Below are 18,365 nucleotides of genomic sequence, written 5' to 3' on the forward strand. Positions count from 1 at the left end.
TTTATTCCTCCCCCAAAATTCGAGGTGCTACAAACATGCCAGACTCACTTCTAGGAGCGCCAGAAAGCGCTTCTTCTTGAGTCAATGGCGTAGCAGGCTCGTCTGGGCGCAAATACGCTTCAAGAGGTACTGGATTTGCAGTAGGTGGCACATCTTCGCCAGCAACTTCCTGCACTTTGTTAATAGATTCTGCAATGACGTTTAATTCGCCTTGCAAGCGACTGATTTCTTCGTCGCTTAAAGCAATCTGGGACAAAACACCCAAATGCTCAATTTCTTCGCGTGTGAATGTAGGCATAACCTCAACTATATGTGTGATGCGTGACCTTCTTATAGAAGAAAAAAGCAATATTGATAAAAGATTTACACACGTTACTGTAGAAATATTTTCCCAATTTTAGAACATGATTGTCGATCCATATTTTCTAGGGAAAATTATGTGTAATATTAAAAAAATTTTATTAGTGAGACAATAAGCGAAATAACAATTATTGTCACATACAGTTTTCATAAAATTAACGAGTATAAAATATGTGAAAACGAAGGTCTATGCATGTCAACACGCCATGAAATGTAAATAATTCAATAAAAGAATGTTGGCATTCCAACCTTCTTCATACGTTTATTTGCAGAATAAAAAAATTTGTTTTATTTCACTATCCCAGAAATAAAAAAGCATGTAATAATAAGATGCTATGAGATATTAAGCTAATGCAGCGAAGCATGCCATGCATAGAAGCAAATAAGTTACGGTATCTCATAAAAAATAACAGAAAATATCATAATATAAGGATACATATGAAGAGTACAAAGTTCTACCGTAATGCAGCAATGTTGCTCCTCGCGGGCGCAACTATTGTTCCACAATGCCTAGCAGCACCAGCAATGGCCGCTCCTTCCGCTAAGGATTCTGAACCAGCTACATCTTGCGCAGCTAAGAAAGACTCGTTGAATAATTATTTGTGGGATTTGCAATACGATAAAACAAACATTCTCGCCCGTCATGGCGAAACCATTGAGAACAAATTCTCCAGCGACAGCTTCAACAAGAACGGTGAATTCGTTGTTGTTGAGCATCAGAAGAAGAACATCACCAATACAACTTCAAATTTGTCGGTTACTTCCGCCAACGATGATCGCGTATACCCAGGTGCTCTTTTCCGTGCTGATAAGAATTTGATGGACAATATGCCAAGCCTGATTTCTGCAAACCGCGCTCCAATAACGTTGAGCGTTGATTTGCCGGGATTCCACGGCGGCGAAAGTGCTGTAACTGTTCAGCGCCCAACCAAGAGCTCTGTAACTTCCGCAGTGAACGGCTTAGTTTCTAAGTGGAATGCACAATATGGAGCAAGTCATCATGTTGCAGCTCGCATGCAGTACGATTCTGCAAGCGCACAAAGCATGAACCAGCTCAAGGCTAAGTTTGGTGCTGATTTTGCCAAGATTGGTGTTCCGCTGAAGATTGATTTCGATGCAGTACACAAGGGTGAGAAGCAGACTCAAATTGTGAACTTCAAGCAAACTTACTACACCGTAAGCGTTGATGCACCAGATAGCCCAGCAGATTTCTTTGCTCCTTGCACTACGCCAGACAGCTTGAAGAACCGTGGCGTTGACAACAAGCGCCCACCAGTTTACGTGTCAAACGTAGCTTATGGTCGCTCAATGTACGTAAAGTTCGATACCACCAGCAAGAGCACTGATTTCCAGGCTGCGGTAGAAGCAGCAATTAAGGGCGTAGAAATCAAGCCAAACACCGAATTCCATCGCATTCTCCAGAATACTTCTGTTACTGCAGTGATTCTTGGTGGCAGCGCTAATGGTGCAGCTAAAGTTATTACAGGCAATATCGATACGCTTAAGGCTTTGATTCAGGAAGGTGCAAATTTGAGCACCTCTAGCCCAGCGGTTCCAATTGCATACACCACTTCCTTCGTCAAGGATAACGAAGTAGCAACTTTGCAATCCAACAGCGATTATATTGAAACGAAGGTTTCTTCTTATCGCAATGGCTACTTGACTTTGGACCACCGTGGAGCTTATGTAGCTCGCTACTACATCTACTGGGATGAGTACGGCACCGAAATTGACGGCACTCCTTACGTGCGTTCTCGCGCTTGGGAAGGCAATGGTAAGTATCGTACAGCTCACTTCAACACCACTATTCAGTTCAAAGGAAATGTACGCAATCTACGAATCAAGTTGGTTGAAAAGACTGGTTTGGTTTGGGAACCATGGCGCACAGTATATGACCGTTCTGATTTGCCACTAGTTCGTCAGCGTACTATTAGCAACTGGGGCACAACCTTGTGGCCTCGCGTTGCTGAAACTGTAAAGAACGACTGAATTCATAACACATGATTAAATATAGAAAAATAGAAAAGTAAACACAGGAAAGGGCTTTATCTTGTAGTCAGTTACGAGATAAAGCCCTTATTGTTTTTGCAAAATATTATTTGCAGAATATTTAAATATTTTAGATATCGCGCTAAATATCGCGATGCTTTTCCACAACGTGGCCAATTGCATACATGACTACGCCCCAAGCAAGAACCACCAAGCCTGATTGCCACCATGTAAAAACATATGCGTTTGGTGGAAGCTGTGCACCCGAATTAGGGGAGCCGCCCAAGAATTTCTCCACCGCTGTGGCTGGCAAAAGCTGTATAAGTATTGAATTCCACTTCGCGAAATTGCTTGCAAACATAATAATGCTAAGAACACTAGGCAAAATCATCACGGCTCCAATAACGCACATAATTCCGCCAGCAGTTGACTTGCAAATCATGCCAAAGCCGTACGCCATTGCTGCTACAACAACCATAATTGCAGGAGAGCCAAGAAACAGCGTAAGAGGCAATTTCCACGCGTTGCTTCCAGATAATCCAGAAGTGTTGTCTCCTATAAAGGCTAATTCTGCAGCGCCTAGCGAAACTGCCATTGCAATAAGTTGCACTACAAAAACGTAGATTGCAACAGCAATAAATTTAGCCGTAAAGAACATACCCCTTCTAGGTACAGCAGTAAGAGAAGCCTGAATCGAAGTTGTAGAATGCTCCGCGGTTACAGCAAGCACTGCAAAAATCGCTAGAACAATCAAAGATACAGAAGCAAAACTAATAACTAAGTGGAAAATGCTATCTTGAGATGCAATAAGGCTACTTTTATTGCTCGGCCCAACAGTAATTGCAGCGCTTGATTTGCCTTGATTTGCTCCATTCTTAATGTCAACTTTAGACATTGCTTTTTGCACAATCGCTATAATAAAGCTAAAGATTACTGGCAAAACAATTGTTAATGCCATGCACCACCAGGTGGATGCAAGTCCGCGCAACTTAACAATCTCGGATTTAAGCGTGTGCATAAATGTTAGGCGCAAGTGTTGAGCGTTCATGCTGCGGCCTGTTTTGTACGCGTTGGATTGGTGTGCGTTGAACTCAGAAGATTGCACTTGTTGATTTGCTACTTGCTCACTCATTTTGCACTCTCCTCATTATTAGATTGCTCTACGTTTTGTTCACTCGGCTTTTGTTCACTCGGCTTCGAGCCGCTGCTAGGAACAGCCTTCGTTACATACTGCTCTTGACCGTGTGTAAGAGCCAAATATGCTTCCTCAAGTGACGCGTGCTCGTAATTAAGCTGATATACCAAAATTTGATTATCCGCAATTTCTCGCGCAATCTGACTTAGTTCGCAATCTGTTATTCTAAAAAGTTCGCCTTCTTGAACGTCTTGAGGTGTGCGATTATCTGGCAAAATCTTGCACTCAGGATGATTTTGAGCAAGCACTTGCTTTAGCTTTTCGCCTTCTGGAGTTACAAGTCGCACAGCGTGCTGCGAATGTGCGTCAACAAAATCTTGAACCGTTGTGCGCTTCAAAATCTCGCCATGCGCAATAATCACAAGATTATCTGCAGTAAGCGCAACTTCGCTCATTAAGTGCGAGCTAAGAAGTATTGCACGGCCTTCGCTTGCGTAATACTTGCATAATTCACGAACCCACTTAACGCCTTCTGGATCTAAGCCGTTAATTGGCTCGTCCAAAATAAGATTGTGCGGATCTGCTAAAAGAGCCGCCGCAATGGAAAGACGCTGGCTCATACCAAGCGAGAAAGATCCTGCTTTGCGGGTTTTAACACTTGATAATCCAGTAATATCAATCACTTCGTCAACGCGCTTTTTTGATATTCCGTGAGTTAAAGCCAATGAATACAGGTGATTGTAAGCCGTACGGCCCCTGTGAGCAGACTTTGCGTCAAGAACTGCGCCAACTTCTGTCATTGGGGATACGATTTTTGCGTAAGGTTTTCCGTCAATAAGAGAAGTACCACTATTGGCATGAATAAGATTTAACGCGCAACGCATGGTGGTAGATTTACCAGCGCCATTAGGTCCTAAAAAGCCTGTGACTTTGCCGTCTTCGGCGACGAAAGAAACGTCGTTAAGCGCTGTTTTTGCGCCGAAACGCTTTGTAATATGTTGAAATTCTAACATAAATTAACAATATCACAAATAAAAAAAAATACACCTAAAATGTAAGTGTTTATGAGTACAGGCTAATGCGTTTTGTAATGTGATTGTTTGTTTGCGATTGTTTTTTATATTCGCTCGTTTGTAGTTTGTGTTAGCAATTTGGTGCTGCATGTTGCGCAATCCACGCGTGCATGGAAACAGCTGCGGCTGCTCCTGCGTTTAGCGAGCGAACAGAGCCAAATTGCGAAATGTAAACAACGTCATCCGCCATTTTTAGTGCTTTTTTAGAAAGACCAGGACCTTCCGCGCCAAAAAGCATAAGGCAACGTTTAGGGAACTTGTAGGTTTCCATAGCAACTGCGCCTGGAATAATATCGAGCGCTATAACGCGAGCGTTTTTAGCGTCTTGTTCCTTGATATTTGCGATTTTTTCGGCTTCTTTATTGCCATCTGCTTGTGCTTTAAGCAAAAGTTGATGCGCTTCTTCTGTTTCTCGTGCTATATTTTCGCGCCAATTAGTTACTAGAGTTTCAATAGTTGGGCAGCACTCAACGTATTGGTAAAGCTCAGTCATTAACGAGCCTTTGCGATTCCATTTATGAGGCCCTACGATATACACTTTTTTCGCAGTAAACGCGTTTGCAGTGCGAACCATAGAGCCTATGTTGAAATCGTGAGTCCAATTTTCTACAGCTACTTCAAACTCATGACGGCCTTTAGAATCGAGATCCGCTTTTATGGCTTCTACTTTCCAGTACCGGTAACGGTCTAAAACGTTACGCTGGTCGCCTTCATCTAGTAATTCAGTGCTAAACCGCGCATCATAATTTGGCGATTCTGGATTATCTGGACGAGGCTCACCTAGGTGTTCTTCTTCCCATGGGCCAACTCCTATAGGTCGGAATTCTGGCTCATCGGAAGCTTTTGCAGCCAAAGTAATTGGATTCGGTTCGTGCATGTGTGAGTTTTGCTCCGTTTAATGCTTTTGCTTAGTATTGGTAGCTAGTAATTGCAACTAATCTTGGCAGCCGTCTGTTGCGCAATCGCCTGTGCAACCTGACTTGCAATGGCCGCCGCAGCAGTTATCTTCACAGCATGGCTCAGTGCAACCATCATGAGCACAATCACCCGTGCACTCTACTTTGCAATGACCGCCGCAGCAATTGTCTTCGCAGCACGGCTCAGTGCAACCGTCATGCTTGCAATCGCCAGTGCACTCTACTTTGCAATGGCCACCGCAGCAATTATCTTCACAGCAAGGCTCAGTGCAACCATCATGAGCACAATCACCCGTGCATTTAACCTCGCAATGACCGCCACAGCAATGATCGTTGCAGCAATCTTCGTGTTCTGCATCTGCGCGTAATTCTTCTTCACCGAAAGCTTGAACAAATGCCATTTTAGTACTCTCCTTACTTATTGGATTTACTAATTGAAGATGCCTTGTGCCTTGTTCGTCGGCGTCAACACCACCAATTAATGCAACTATAGCAAGAATTTGCGCGCCTTGCTGATTAACAATGCCAAAATCAAGACTTAATTCATTTCCGTGTCGTAAAGTCACAAGCGAAGAAGTTTGAACATACGATTTTTCAGAAAGCCAAGAGTCAAGTAACAATACTCGCTTGCCTTTAACTGACGGACCTTTTGTTGCAGGGAAAACAAAATCCATAACAAAGCCGTCGAGTGCAATTCCTTTACGTTCTGCAGCATGAATAAGCGCAAAAACCATAGGCACTGCAGCAGCAGTTAACGCTCCAACTGCGTCAACATCGCGTTCTAACGAATACCCAGCTTTCTCAATTGCATCAAAAAGAACATCACCAACCAACTTGGAGCCGCGCTGAGCAAATGTAACAGAAAACAGTTCACTAAATGGTTTCGCACTCATATCCGCACAAAGCATGCGCTTAAGTTCCGCGCGCTCTTCTTGTAATTCTGTCATTTTGCACTCCTTAGCATTTAGAGTTGTTCAATTTTTGATGCTTTAATGTTTTTATGCTTAACGATCTTCTACTGATACTTCCGGAGCGCTCAGCTCTTTAACATCAGCTTTATCAGAATCTATAAGATCTATTGAAGCAATAACTTTACTTTGATCTAACTTCTGAAGTTTACGCGCTGTTACCAACACTCGCGACTCAAGCGAGGAAGCAAACTTATTGTAAGCTGCAACTGTTCTTGCCAAAGATACGCCAAGTTTTGAAGCATTTTCTCCAAGAACCGCAAAGCGATCGTACAATTCTCGAGATAAATCGAAAAGTTCTTTTGCATCATCTGTAAGACTTTGCTGCTGCCATGCGTACGCAACAGACTTAAGCACAGCCCACAAAGTCACTGGAGAAGTGAGTGCTACTTTTTGCGCAAATGCATCATCCATAAGCGTTGGATCCGCCTCAAGAGCCGCCTGAAGCAATGCTTCGTTTGGAATAAATGCAACTACAAAATCTGGTGCTGTTTCAAAAGCCTGCCAATATGCTTTAGCTCCTAACACTCTAACGTGTTCTCGCAAAGCCTTAGCGTGCGCTTTTAGAAGCTCGCTCCTTCTAGCTAATTCTTCGTCGCTTGCGTTATCTGGGATTTCGCAAGCACGCTGATAATCCGCATACGGAACTTTTGCATCAACTGGAATTGTTTTGCCTCCTGGCAGATGCACAACCATATCTGGTCTCTGCTGTTCGCCATTTACTCCCGTTACAACAACTTGCGTATCAAAATCAACATGCTCAAGCAAACCTGCAGATTCCACAATATTTTTTAGTTGAGCCTCGCCCCAAGCTCCGCGAACCTTATTATTTCGCAATGCTGCAGAAAGCGAACTAGTTTCGCGGTCAAGCCTTGTTTGCTGCTCGCTTAAGCCTTTAAGCTGAGTGCTCAGCACGCCCATTTCTTGCTTACGCCCTTCTTCAATCTGCGAAACTTTATTCTTCAAAGCTTCGAGATTGTCTTTTACTGGAGCAAGCGCTTCCAAGACTTTACCTTGCTCTTTCAAAGTTTTTTCACGATTTAACCGTTCGCGTTCTTCTCGCTCTGCGCGCAATTGTTCTTCGCGATTCACTCGCAATTGCTCTGCTTGCTGTGCTTTTAACAGCTCAGACTCAACAAATTTCAATCGCTCAGCAAGCTGCTCTGCTTGAGTGCGATACCGTATAGCTTGATTGCCATTTTCCTGCGCTTGAGCGCGCGCTTGTTCATACTGCGAGCGCAATTCGTTAAATTCGCGTTGGCTTACGCCATTAGAGCCTTGCGTTCCATTGTTGTGCTTAACAATAGCCAGCACAACAATGGCGGTTATTACGACAGCAACCACCATTAAAACAAACATCACAATATTATCGAACATACGTTCTATTAAACACTATTGAGTTGACTTTTGAAACATAATTAGACACGTCTTTTAAGCACGTTCAAAATAAAGCAATCCACGTCCACACGTGCCGCTCCATAGGCAAACTGCAATTACAGTAAGCACAACAATGACGTATAACAATATGGATTGTCCAGGAATTACAGGCAAAGTTCCATAAGGATACCATCGCAAAATCAATCCAATTTTACTTTGCAAACCTTGTGTAGCAATATTCATCACCACTAAAAAGACACCAAATGCAAGACCGTAAAACCTTCCAAAACAGGCTAATCCAATCATTATGAGCACAATATCAATCCACGCATTACCTAAAATCATCTGCAATGTACTAAATAGCTGCAAGTCAACTATACGAACAATCAACACTGAAGCGCCAAATGAAACAAACAAACACAATAAAGCAGCACTCAATGCATATATTCGCAACCTTTTCATCACGAAACGTTCCCACGATACCATAATCGGAGCAAGACAAACGAATGCCGCGGCAATAAACCCAACTACAATAACTTCATACAGAGGAACAACAAAATTAACAACACTACTACCAGATTGACATTGAAACGTTATACCTCCTACCGCATTATGCACATTAGCAGAATCCGGCAAACAAATATAACCAACATAAACTGGCAACTGCGTTACAAATGATCTGAATATAACAAGCATTAAAGAGGGAAGGACTACGGACAATAAAATTGCAACGATTGCAACAATATAATGCCTACCTTCAAGCCAAGCGCGAAAATTATTTTTCATGCTTATCACCAAGTTCCGATAAGACTTGTTGTGGAGTTATGCGGCATTGATTAAGTTCTTTAACATGATTTTTTACAAATTGTTTCAGCTTAGCATCATCAGCATTATTAATACTCATAGCCACTTTATCGTTTGCTTCACCTGGAATAAATCCATATGACCCATACACATCATTACTTATACGAGAAGGAAGCTGAGCAAGCAAAAATGCTGTAACAGAAGCGTTTGAATCAAGATTCTTTTTTACATATACTTCTTTCATAGCATTTGATGCACATTTTGCAGGCACAAATCTTTGTAACACTTCTTGAGCGATACCAGTCATATCACCATATTTCTCAGAACGCCTAACAAATGTATCTGTTTGTTGTTGAATAACAGTAGCTTTAAGATTACGTAACTTTATTAAACCACTATTAGTAAGATTCCAAGATTTTTCAGTATTTGTTGGAGTAAACGCATTTCCAAGCACAAGCACAATTCCTTTGCCTTGCGAATCTCTCTGATTCTTAGGAAACCAAGAAGCAACAGTTTTCAAATGTTTAACAGCACGAAGTTTACGAATATAAGCTTCTTCAGGATGTACACAAACAGAAAAAGCAGTATCTTTAAACGTCGTACACTGAGGCACAAAAGGTCCAGAGCGAATCCAAGGTTTTGGACCCCACATAGCTATACAACAAGCACATACTATTGGCATAATTAAAGAAATACTTATTGCTTTTATGCACCAATAAGATCCCTTTTGCCAAAAATATCTAATATGCGCGCAACAAAGAATGCATGAAACGATAACAACACACACAAAGAATATGCGCAAAGTCACCAACCATGGGTTCATTCGCAAACCAGGCTCAGCACCAATACCAGCATCCGACACTGGAAGTGTTGCGTATAAACTACTACCCCAATATCTAGGAAAAATATCTCCCTGAGGGATAACGCCATTACGCATTATAATGACGCCATAAATACAGCACCAAATTATTGCAAAAGATAATAAAGCTGATAATACAATTGCCCAACGATTGCCAATAATTACCCCTAAAGTAAAACCAATTGCAAAAAATGCACTCGGCGTCACGCCTCCACACAATAGTGGAAAATACGGAAAATTTGTAATATTTACATCACTCTGAATTACTGTTGGCAATATACTTACGCAATATAACAAACTGCACAGTATAGCGCCTTTTAGTATAGGAATAGCGTAACGACTGGCTGATTTTCCTGCACACCACGCAGAATTGACCAAACATCTGGGCGAGCAAGCTTTACATGAACACCATGCGCCAAAAATGCAAGCAACAATATCAGACAAACAATGCATCCATGTGACATCAATTCTTAACCAAAGCGCATAATTATTATTATGCGCTAAAAAATTTGCCACACCCAAAAAAATAGGATATGCAATCAAAAATAAGCTAAAAATACAACTGCTTATTAGAGATAATGGGGACATAATATGTGAAACAATCGTGCACTTCTTATGACTTTTCGTAAAAAATCTGAATTCAGTTAAAAAGTTAGAATATTGACGCATATTTAATCACATCCCTACTCACTACCACATTAACAAAATAAGAAACTATACATATCCAGTTACTGCTACTACTCACTTTTATGAAATTTAGATAGCAAATGCCTATATCCTGATTCCCATGGAGTTACCATAAGATCTTCACGATTAGCATACTGAAGAAGATTATCCATTTTCCCATCAAGCAATATAATTCCTTCATTAAGAACTATAACCCGATCCGCAATTACTGCTAAATCTTCTACTAAATGTGTACTAACAATAACAGTATGCTTTTGCGAATAAGACTTAAGAAAATTACGAATATCAATACGCTGCTCAGGATCTAAACCAACAGTAGGCTCATCAAGTATTAGTACTGCAGGCTGACTAGCAATCACACAAGCAATACCAGCACGCTGACGCTGACCTCCTGATATTTTAGCAACGATGCGATGTGCTTGTTTTTCCAAGCCAACCTGTTTGAGAGCATTCCAAGCAGCTTGATACGCAGCGCTCCACGATAAACCTCGCGCCCATGCGGCATATTGAACATTTTTTAACACACTCGATGCATTCATAAGTTCAAATGATTGTGGCAAATAACCAATATTTGACCGAGCTTTAGCCCTTTCCGCACGACAAGTCGCGTCAAAGCCATGAACAAAAAGTTTTCCACTAGAGGGAGCATAAATCGTCGCTATAACGTTAAGCAGAGTAGTTTTCCCAGCACCATTTGGCCCCAAAAGACCACATATGCCAAAAGATAAATCTATAGAAAGATTATGCAAAATTTGTTTTTTCCCATACGAAAAATTCACATTAACAAGTTGCACATCTGAGCCCATAAATGATTCTTGTTGCATATCTCACCACTTAATAACTAGACTACTTACCTACAACTTCGTATATTTTCTCTGTCTATTCCAACTACAGAACCACTCATCTGAGCATAAGCTGAAATTGGCACAGCATAAACAATAGTAGCAAGCGCAACTATTGCAAATCCTTTCTTTGCGAACATATTCGTATCTCCATTTTCAATCTGCTTCATAACGTATTCAGCCTTGAATAAGTACATATATTTTATGATAATTTAATATGAAAAAAAAAATAGATTTTTATAAAAACCAATTAAAATTTTAAAAGATATGCATATCCTATAATGCCAATTATCAGCAATAACTTGAAAAATTAAGGGGGATTCCACCTTTTTATTTCAAGTTCCTTCTACAAATATTTTTTATTTAGATACAAAAATAGCGTGCTGTCTAATGGAAAATAATCCAATAAACAGCACGCTTTGTTTTATTTGACTACATTATTTGACTACATTAAATAGTGCATATATTACGCAATCTTGAGAGTTACATGGTCGCTAGTATTCTCACAATCCGCAACTACGCGAGCGCCATCATGCACCTTGCCAGAAAGCAGCAATCGCGCAAGTTGATCGCCAATTTCCGTTTGAACCAATCTACGCAACGGACGAGCACCATAAACTGGATCGTAGCCATGCTCCGCAAGCCAAGCGCGAGCAGAATCACTCACATCCAAGCTAATGCGGCGGTCACTCAAGCGTGCAGCCACTTGGCGAACTTGAATATACACAATTCCACCAAGCTCTTCGCGGCTCAACGGATGGAACATAACAAGCTCATCCAAACGGTTAATGAACTCTGGCTTAAACTCAGCGTGAACAGCGTTCATAACAGCCTTGCGTTTAGCAGCATCGTCCAAGCCTTCTTGCACAAGGAATTGCGAACCCAAGTTTGATGTCATAATCAAAATCGTATTCGTAAAATCAACCGTTCTACCTTGTCCGTCAGTCAAACGACCATCATCCAAAACCTGCAACAAAACGTCGAATACTTCTGGATGTGCCTTCTCAACTTCGTCAAAAAGCACTACAGAATACGGGCGGCGTCGCACGGCTTCAGTAAGCTGGCCGCCTTCCTCGTAGCCAATGTAACCAGGAGCAGCACCGATTAGACGCGAAACGGAAGCCTTTTCCATGTACTCGCTCATATCAATGCGAACCATTGCGCGCTCGTCGTCAAACAAAAAGTCAGCAAGAGCCTTTGCAAGCTCCGTCTTACCAACGCCAGTAGGACCCAAGAATAGGAACGAACCGGTAGGGCGATTCGGGTCTGCAATTCCAGCACGGCTTCTGCGCACAGCATCCGCTATAGCCTGAATTGCTTCGCTTTGACCAACAACGCGCTTAGAAAGCTCCTTTTCCATGTTAAGCAGCTTCTCATTTTCGCCTTGCATCAAGCGGCCAACAGGAATGCCAGTCCATTCGCTAACGACTCCAGCAATAGAATCAGCATCAACCTGGTCTGGGACCATTGGCTCTTTTGCTTCACTCTTAGCATTAGCAGCCTCGGATTCTGCTTCTTCCAAAGCTTTTTGAATGCTTGGAATTTCGCCATACAAAATACGGCTTGCTTGCTCCAAATTGCCTTCTCGCGTGAATTTGTCGGCTTCTACGCGCTTAGCGTCGAGTTGCGCTCGCAAATCGCCAACCTTGTTATGGCCAGCTTTTTCCGCATCCCAACGCGCTTTCAATCCAGTAAGCTTTTCGCGCGAGTTTGCTAATTCTTCTTGCAACTTTTCTAAGCGTTCGCGTGCAGCAGCATCTTCCGCTTTCTTTAATTGCATTTCTTCCATTTCAAGACGCGTAACTTTGCGCTGCAATTCATCGATTTCTTCTGGCTGAGAATCAAGCTCCATACGCAAGTGAGCTGCCGCTTCATCCACCAAATCAATCGCCTTATCTGGAAGCTGTCTGCCAGTAATATAGCGGTTTGAAAGCGTTGCTGCAGCTACGATTGCATCGTCACTAATCGTCACCTTATGATGCGCTTCGTAACGTTGCTTAAGTCCGCGCAAAATCGTCACCGTATCTTCAACAGATGGCTCGCCAACGAATACTTGCTGGAATCTGCGCTCAAGAGCGGAATCCTTTTCAATATGCTCACGATACTCATTAAGCGTAGTCGCGCCAACCAAGCGCAGCTCACCGCGCGCAAGCATTGGCTTAAGCATATTGCCAGCATCCATTGAACCTTCTGCAGATCCTGCGCCAACAACAGTGTGAATCTCATCAATAAACGTAATAATTTGACCGTCTGATTGCTGAATTTCCTTCAACACTGCCTTTAAGCGTTCCTCAAACTCGCCGCGATACTTCGAACCTGCAACCATCGAAGCCAAGTCGAGGCTGATAAGACGCTTGTTTTGCAAAGTCGTAGGCACATCTCCGGCAACAATTCGCTGAGCCAATCCTTCTACAACTGCCGTTTTACCAACACCTGGCTCGCCAATTAGCACAGGATTGTTCTTCGTGCGTCGAGAAAGAATCTGAATCACGCGGCGAATTTCCTGATCTCGTCCAATTACTGGGTCAAGCTTTCCTTCGCGAGCGCGCGCAGTCATATCAACCGAATATTTTTCAAGCGCTTTGTAGTTGCCTTCCGCGTCTGGGCTGGTAACTTTCGCACCTCCACGCACAGTTGGCACAGCCTTGCGCAACGCGTCTGCAGAAACATTGTGCTTTTTGAAAATATCCGCAACAGCATTTGGCGCGCTTGCAACTATGCCAATAAGCATGTGCTCTGTAGAAACGTATTCGTCTCCCATTGTGCGCATTTCTTTTTCTGCTTGACTTAGCGCAGCTAAAAGCTGACGGCTTGCGTCTGGCTTAGTTGTAGTTGAGCCAGTAGATGAAGGCAGTGCCACTAATGCGTTGCGAATTTCAGCGCCGATTTGTTGCGCGTCCGCCCCTGCCTGTGCAATAAGCGCGCGCACTACGCCTTGCTCTTGGCGAAGTAAAGCATCTGCCAAATGTAACGTATCAACTTGCGCATTGCCAGCTGCCGCCGCGCTTTGCACAGCATCACTTAATGCATCTTGCGCTAAGGTCGTAAATTTTTGTTCCATATTTACCCCCATTTGCACCGCTATCTAGCGGATTTTAGGTGATTTACGTGCACTTTTTGCGATTGCACTCAAACCACATTCTGTCAATTTCTAAAACTTGAGTCTACTACACTCAAGTTTTGTTTTCAAGATGTTTGTGGCGTTTCCTTATACAACGGTTGCTTGCGACTTTTCCTAAGTATTTTCCTAAGTATTAAATATGTCGTAATCTTAAAAATATGAGAATTGCACGTTTTTCCTATAATGAAGTTCCTCAATACGCGTTTGTCCAAAAAGACGAAGCAGACGGCAAGGATTATTTAGTAGCGCTAGAAGGTCATCCACTAAGCCCTCAAGGAGTTAAGCCAACAGGCAAGCGCTACGAGTTAGATGCCGATGGCGTGCGCCTGCTTGCACCAGTGATTCCTTCAAAAGTATACGGATTGGCAAAAAACTACGATACGCGTTCTGCCGAAGAGCGCGCATCTTCTGCTGCGTCGTCAAGCCACACGGCAGCAGACATGGTGATTTTTACAAAGCCGAGCACATCTGTAATTGGCCCAGACGACCCAATTGTTATTCCTGCTTTTTCAAACGATATGAATTTTGAGCCAGAAGTGGCTGTTGTTATGGGCAAAATCGCCAAGAATGTGTCGGTCGATAAGGCAATGGACTACGTTTTTGGCTTTACTTGCGTAAATGACGTGACTTTGCGTGATTGCGCAGGCAGCGATCCAATGTTTACGCGCGCAAAAGGATTCGACACGTCTTGCCCACTTGGTCCATGGATTACAACCGAGCTAAATTGGCGAGACGCGCATATCTCGTTTACGCTTAATGGAAAAGATGTGCCAGAGGCGAGCGGCACCACAGCGCGATTGATTCACAGTATTCCAGAGCAAATCGCTGCGATTTCAAGCTTCTCAACTCTTCTTCCAGGAGATGTGATTTTGACAGGAACGCCGTATCCAGCAGGAACTTTGCACGCTGGCGACGAAGCGATTGTGCATGTAGATGGTATTGGTTCGCTGCGCAATGTGATTATGCATGCGTAACGGTAATAAAAGTAAAAGATAAAAATCAGAAGCTAGACAAAACTTAATACTATACAAATGCGCGCGGGCCAAAGATTGCCGAACCAATTCGAACCATCGTCGAACCTTCGGCAATCGCCCACGCAAAATCACCAGACATTCCCATTGAAAGCTCTAATTTTGTAGAGTTTCCATCATGATCTTGCGCGAGTTGTTCACTCACGCAATCTCTAATTTCTCGCAATTTTGCGAAACCACTTCTCACTATTTTTTCATCATCCACGCGCGCTCCAAGTGTCATAAATCCGTGCAAATTAAGCGCAGGCAGGCTAGATATAGCGAGAGCTTCGTCAATCGCACGTTCTGGCGCGCATCCGGATTTCGTAAATTCTCCCGAAACATTCACTTCCAACATAACGTTTGTGCAAAGTCCCAAATTTTGAGCGCGAGCAGATATTTTTTGCGCAAGCTCAATGCTGTCAACCGACTGAATACCATTTGCAAGCGGCAAAACTTTGTTTATTTTATTGCTTTGCAACTGACCTATTAAATAGAGCGGAATTTCGCCGTTTACACCAACATTTAAGCCTTCTTTAGAGGACTCCACGCGTAAAATTTCGGCTTTTGCGACAATTTCTTGCGGACGATTTTCCCCAATTACGCGCACTCCAGCTTTAAGCGCTGCCATAATTTCGCCAACATCTCGCGTTTTAGTTGCAGCAAGCAGCGTAACCGACTCAGATTTGCACCCATAATGCGATTCGGCTTGAGCAATGGCGTCTTGCACACTGTGCACACCGTCGGCAATTTGACGCGCACGAACACAATCGACCCAAGTATTCGCTAAATCTTTTTGCGTCATGTATGCCATTTATTACCCCAATCTATCATTCTAAATACATAGTTTAGTCAAGGAAGGGCACGGATTTGTCTGCTAGGTTTGCGCTAACAGAATCCCACGGCGTTTCGTCGCTTTCAAACAAAGCGAGCGCATCTGCAGCGCTCATATCTACTGGGCGAGTTTGCCCAGGATTTTTATATCCCAAAAGATACATGCAATAGCCAATCATGCGCTCGGCGCTCCAACCAGCTTCTCGAAGTGCGCCAACATCAAGCGAATGTTTACTTTTGGCAAGTCGCTCGCCTTGAGCGTTATCAATTAGTGGCAAGTGCGCAAATTGCGGACGCACATAGTGCACGCCGTTAGCCGCAAAAAATCCAGATTTTTCAAGCAATTCACCAATCCAAATTTGAAGCGCAGCAGAACGAAGCAAATCGCGTCCGCGCACAATGTCGTTTACTCCCGAAAGCACATCGTCAACAACAACCGCAAGCTGGTAGGAAAACACGCCATCCGCGCGACGAATCACCATGTCTCCCAAGTCGCGATTAATGTTAAACGATTGCGCACCAAAAATCGCGTCTATAAAACTCACATTCGCTTGGTTTAAATCAGCAGTCGGTACAGCAAGCCGCAAAGAATGTTGTTGATTATTTTGCAAACGCTTTTCGATTTGCGCCAAGCCTTGCGCATTTTTGCGAAGATTTCTGCACGTACCGGGATAGCGTATAAAGCCGTCGCCTTCTTGCGGCGCTGCAATCGCGCGAATATCGGAACGCGAGCAAAAACACGGGTAAATCAGGGAATTCCCGTCTCCGTCTTGCAAAGATTCTAACGCATCAAGAGCTTCTTGGTAGAGTGCAGTGCGCTCATGCTGATAAGTCGGCTCACCAACCCAATCAAGCCCAGCCCACTTCAAATCGTCAATCACTCGCGCGCTTGCATCTTTTGGCATTCTAGCAATATCGAGATCTTCCAGACGCAAAATCATGCTTCCACCTTGCGACTTTGCAGAAAGCCAAGCAGCCAACATTGCTACCATATTGCCAATATGCATACGCCCAGAAGGAGTCGGCGCAAAACGACCAATTGCAATAGGTGACTTAGAAAACATGATTTCGTCTTTCTAATATCTTTCTTAATAAGCACAAGTTTGCAAAGCATAAACTTGCAAAACAAGAAGCGCGTAACGCATTCATACTAGCATCACGCGCTTCTTACAACCGCAATTAATCACAATCAATAACAATTAAAAGCAACTGTTTTATGCAAATAGCGACTTAAACATAAGCACGCCCAAGATTGCGCCGGCAATAGGGGCTACGACTGGAATCCACGCCTCGCCCCAACGAGAAGAACCCTTGTGTGGAATAGGCAAAATGGCGTGGAGCAAACGCGGCATAAGGTCTCGAGCAGGATTCAAAGCAGGACCAGTCGGACCACCCATAGAAGTCACCAATCCCCAAACAACAAAGCCAACTACGATTGATGCTCCAGCCAAATTCTTCTCTCCCCAAGGAGAAGTAAGGCAGCAAAGCGCAGCCAAAACAAGCACGAGCGTGCCAAAGAATTCGTTTAGGAAGTAGTTAAGCTTGTTATTGTAAGCATCCGTAGTGCAGAACGTTCCAAGAATAGCCTCTGGCTCTTCGGTTTCGTTGTAATGTGGCAAATAAGTTACGTACACAATAAGCTGACCGACCAATGCGCCCAAAAGCTGAGCCACAATATACGGAAGTACGTTTGCCCAAGGGAACATTCCGCAAACAGCTTGCGCAATTGTCATAGCAGGATTTATGTGCGCGCCAGAAATTCCACCGAACATTAGCACTGGGAACATAACGCCAAAACCATAGCCCATAGCAATGTTTAGCCAGCCTGCGTGATGACCTTTAGTGTTTTTAAGTTCAACATTGGCAACGGCTCCATTGCCAAAAATCATAAGAATGGCAGTTCCAATAAACTCGGCTGCCAACATTACTGTAAATGAATGTTGCATGGTCCTTCGATCCTTCTTAATTGTTTTGTTGCTTTTGCTTTTGTACCACATCTCATTTTCAAAGAAGCTAAGAAAATGAATCCAGCAATTATTATTCCAACAATTATTCTTTGATAGTTTCCCCTATGAACACGACACTGCGAGTAAATATCAAATAGTCATATATCAAAAGAGGCCCGCCACACTGGCGAGCCTCTTACTTACAAAAACAATCTTCAGCGGTTCTATCTGCACAACATCCTCGTTGCAACGGTAAAGTCTTATGTATCCGTCCAACGTAATTGGAATCTAACATCCATACATTTTCTGTGGTCTACCGCTCTTTTAATTTGTTCTTGTGATTCTTATTATTACTGTTTTTTGTTCTTTAGTAAAGTACAAAACCATCTTTGTTCACATATTGTAATTAGTGTTCATTCGCACATAAAAAATAGATGGTTTTG

At 43.1% G+C, this 18,365-nt stretch carries 17 protein-coding genes; 2 read left to right on the top strand and 15 right to left on the bottom strand.

Annotated features, from left to right (window positions below; genetic code table 11):
• Window position 1 precedes the first annotated feature (1 nt).
• Window positions 2-298, bottom strand: a complete 297-nt coding sequence (gene gatC / locus HXT60_RS06050; RefSeq protein WP_004114131.1) for an Asp-tRNA(Asn)/Glu-tRNA(Gln) amidotransferase subunit GatC — start codon at window positions 296-298, stop codon at window positions 2-4.
• 500 nt (window positions 299-798) lie between these two features.
• On the opposite strand from gatC, the gene vly reads away from it, so the two are divergent.
• Window positions 799-2,349, top strand: coding sequence for a cholesterol-dependent cytolysin vaginolysin (gene vly, locus HXT60_RS06055; protein WP_004573633.1), 1,551 nt, complete (start codon window positions 799-801; stop codon window positions 2,347-2,349).
• A gap of 142 nt (window positions 2,350-2,491) precedes the next feature.
• On the opposite strand, the gene HXT60_RS06060 is transcribed toward vly, so the two are convergent.
• The 11 genes from HXT60_RS06060 to clpB form a co-directional block, all read right to left on the bottom strand.
• Entirely contained in the window at window positions 2,492-3,481 is a 990-nt protein-coding gene (locus HXT60_RS06060; protein ID WP_009993690.1) for an ABC transporter permease subunit, read from the bottom strand.
• Window positions 3,478-4,497: an ATP-binding cassette domain-containing protein gene (locus tag HXT60_RS06065; RefSeq protein WP_004573631.1), complete on the bottom strand. Its 1,020-nt coding sequence runs from the start codon at window positions 4,495-4,497 to the stop codon at window positions 3,478-3,480. The genes HXT60_RS06060 and HXT60_RS06065 overlap by 4 nt, the downstream gene beginning before the upstream one ends.
• Before the next feature lie 130 nt (window positions 4,498-4,627).
• Window positions 4,628-5,434 (bottom strand): TrmH family RNA methyltransferase, encoded by an 807-nt coding sequence (locus HXT60_RS06070; protein WP_421791033.1) that lies wholly within the window; start codon window positions 5,432-5,434, stop codon window positions 4,628-4,630.
• A gap of 57 nt (window positions 5,435-5,491) precedes the next feature.
• Window positions 5,492-6,421, bottom strand: coding sequence for a hypothetical protein (locus tag HXT60_RS06075; RefSeq protein WP_421791035.1), 930 nt, complete (start codon window positions 6,419-6,421; stop codon window positions 5,492-5,494).
• 57 nt (window positions 6,422-6,478) lie between these two features.
• Entirely contained in the window at window positions 6,479-7,819 is a 1,341-nt protein-coding gene (gene rmuC / locus HXT60_RS06080) for a DNA recombination protein RmuC (protein WP_004137617.1), read from the bottom strand.
• Between the two features lie 54 nt (window positions 7,820-7,873).
• On the bottom strand, window positions 7,874-8,605 hold the full coding sequence (locus tag HXT60_RS06085) for a hypothetical protein (protein ID WP_415707013.1): 732 nt from the start codon (window positions 8,603-8,605) through the stop codon (window positions 7,874-7,876).
• Entirely contained in the window at window positions 8,595-9,689 is a 1,095-nt protein-coding gene (locus tag HXT60_RS06090; RefSeq protein WP_415707034.1) for a hypothetical protein, read from the bottom strand. Before HXT60_RS06090 ends, HXT60_RS06085 begins: the two co-directional genes overlap by 11 nt.
• 110 nt (window positions 9,690-9,799) lie before the next feature.
• A complete protein-coding gene (locus HXT60_RS06095) occupies window positions 9,800-9,946 on the bottom strand; it encodes a hypothetical protein (RefSeq protein ID WP_162860817.1) in 147 nt (48 codons plus the stop codon).
• A 273-nt stretch (window positions 9,947-10,219) separates the two neighbouring features.
• A complete protein-coding gene (locus tag HXT60_RS06100) occupies window positions 10,220-10,975 on the bottom strand; it encodes an ABC transporter ATP-binding protein (protein WP_174190822.1) in 756 nt (251 codons plus the stop codon).
• 44 nt (window positions 10,976-11,019) lie between these two features.
• A complete protein-coding gene (locus HXT60_RS06105) occupies window positions 11,020-11,208 on the bottom strand; it encodes a hypothetical protein (protein WP_016812439.1) in 189 nt (62 codons plus the stop codon).
• Between the two features lie 269 nt (window positions 11,209-11,477).
• The gene (clpB, locus tag HXT60_RS06110) at window positions 11,478-14,072 is read right to left on the bottom strand and encodes an ATP-dependent chaperone ClpB (RefSeq protein WP_004137632.1); all 2,595 of its coding nucleotides are present in this window, start codon (window positions 14,070-14,072) and stop codon (window positions 11,478-11,480) included.
• A 218-nt stretch (window positions 14,073-14,290) separates the two neighbouring features.
• On the opposite strand from clpB, the gene HXT60_RS06115 reads away from it, so the two are divergent.
• Window positions 14,291-15,106 carry a fumarylacetoacetate hydrolase family protein gene (locus HXT60_RS06115; RefSeq protein WP_004137642.1) on the top strand — a complete coding sequence of 272 codons (816 nt, stop codon included), beginning with the start codon at window positions 14,291-14,293 and terminating at the stop codon, window positions 15,104-15,106.
• Between the two features lie 49 nt (window positions 15,107-15,155).
• Here the strand turns inward: HXT60_RS06115 and HXT60_RS06120 are convergent, their stop codons facing one another.
• From HXT60_RS06120 to HXT60_RS06130, 3 genes are all read right to left on the bottom strand, one after another.
• Entirely contained in the window at window positions 15,156-15,956 is an 801-nt protein-coding gene (locus HXT60_RS06120; protein ID WP_004137718.1) for a YggS family pyridoxal phosphate-dependent enzyme, read from the bottom strand.
• A 34-nt stretch (window positions 15,957-15,990) separates the two neighbouring features.
• Window positions 15,991-17,040 carry a glutamyl-Q tRNA(Asp) synthetase gene (locus tag HXT60_RS06125; protein WP_004137679.1) on the bottom strand — a complete coding sequence of 350 codons (1,050 nt, stop codon included), beginning with the start codon at window positions 17,038-17,040 and terminating at the stop codon, window positions 15,991-15,993.
• A gap of 150 nt (window positions 17,041-17,190) precedes the next feature.
• The gene (locus HXT60_RS06130; protein WP_004573623.1) at window positions 17,191-17,922 is read right to left on the bottom strand and encodes an MIP/aquaporin family protein; all 732 of its coding nucleotides are present in this window, start codon (window positions 17,920-17,922) and stop codon (window positions 17,191-17,193) included.
• Window positions 17,923-18,365 lie beyond the last annotated feature (443 nt).

This window comes from Gardnerella sp. KA01002, assembly GCF_049244015.1.
Taxonomy (GTDB): Bacteria; Actinomycetota; Actinomycetes; order Actinomycetales; family Bifidobacteriaceae; genus Bifidobacterium; species Bifidobacterium vaginale.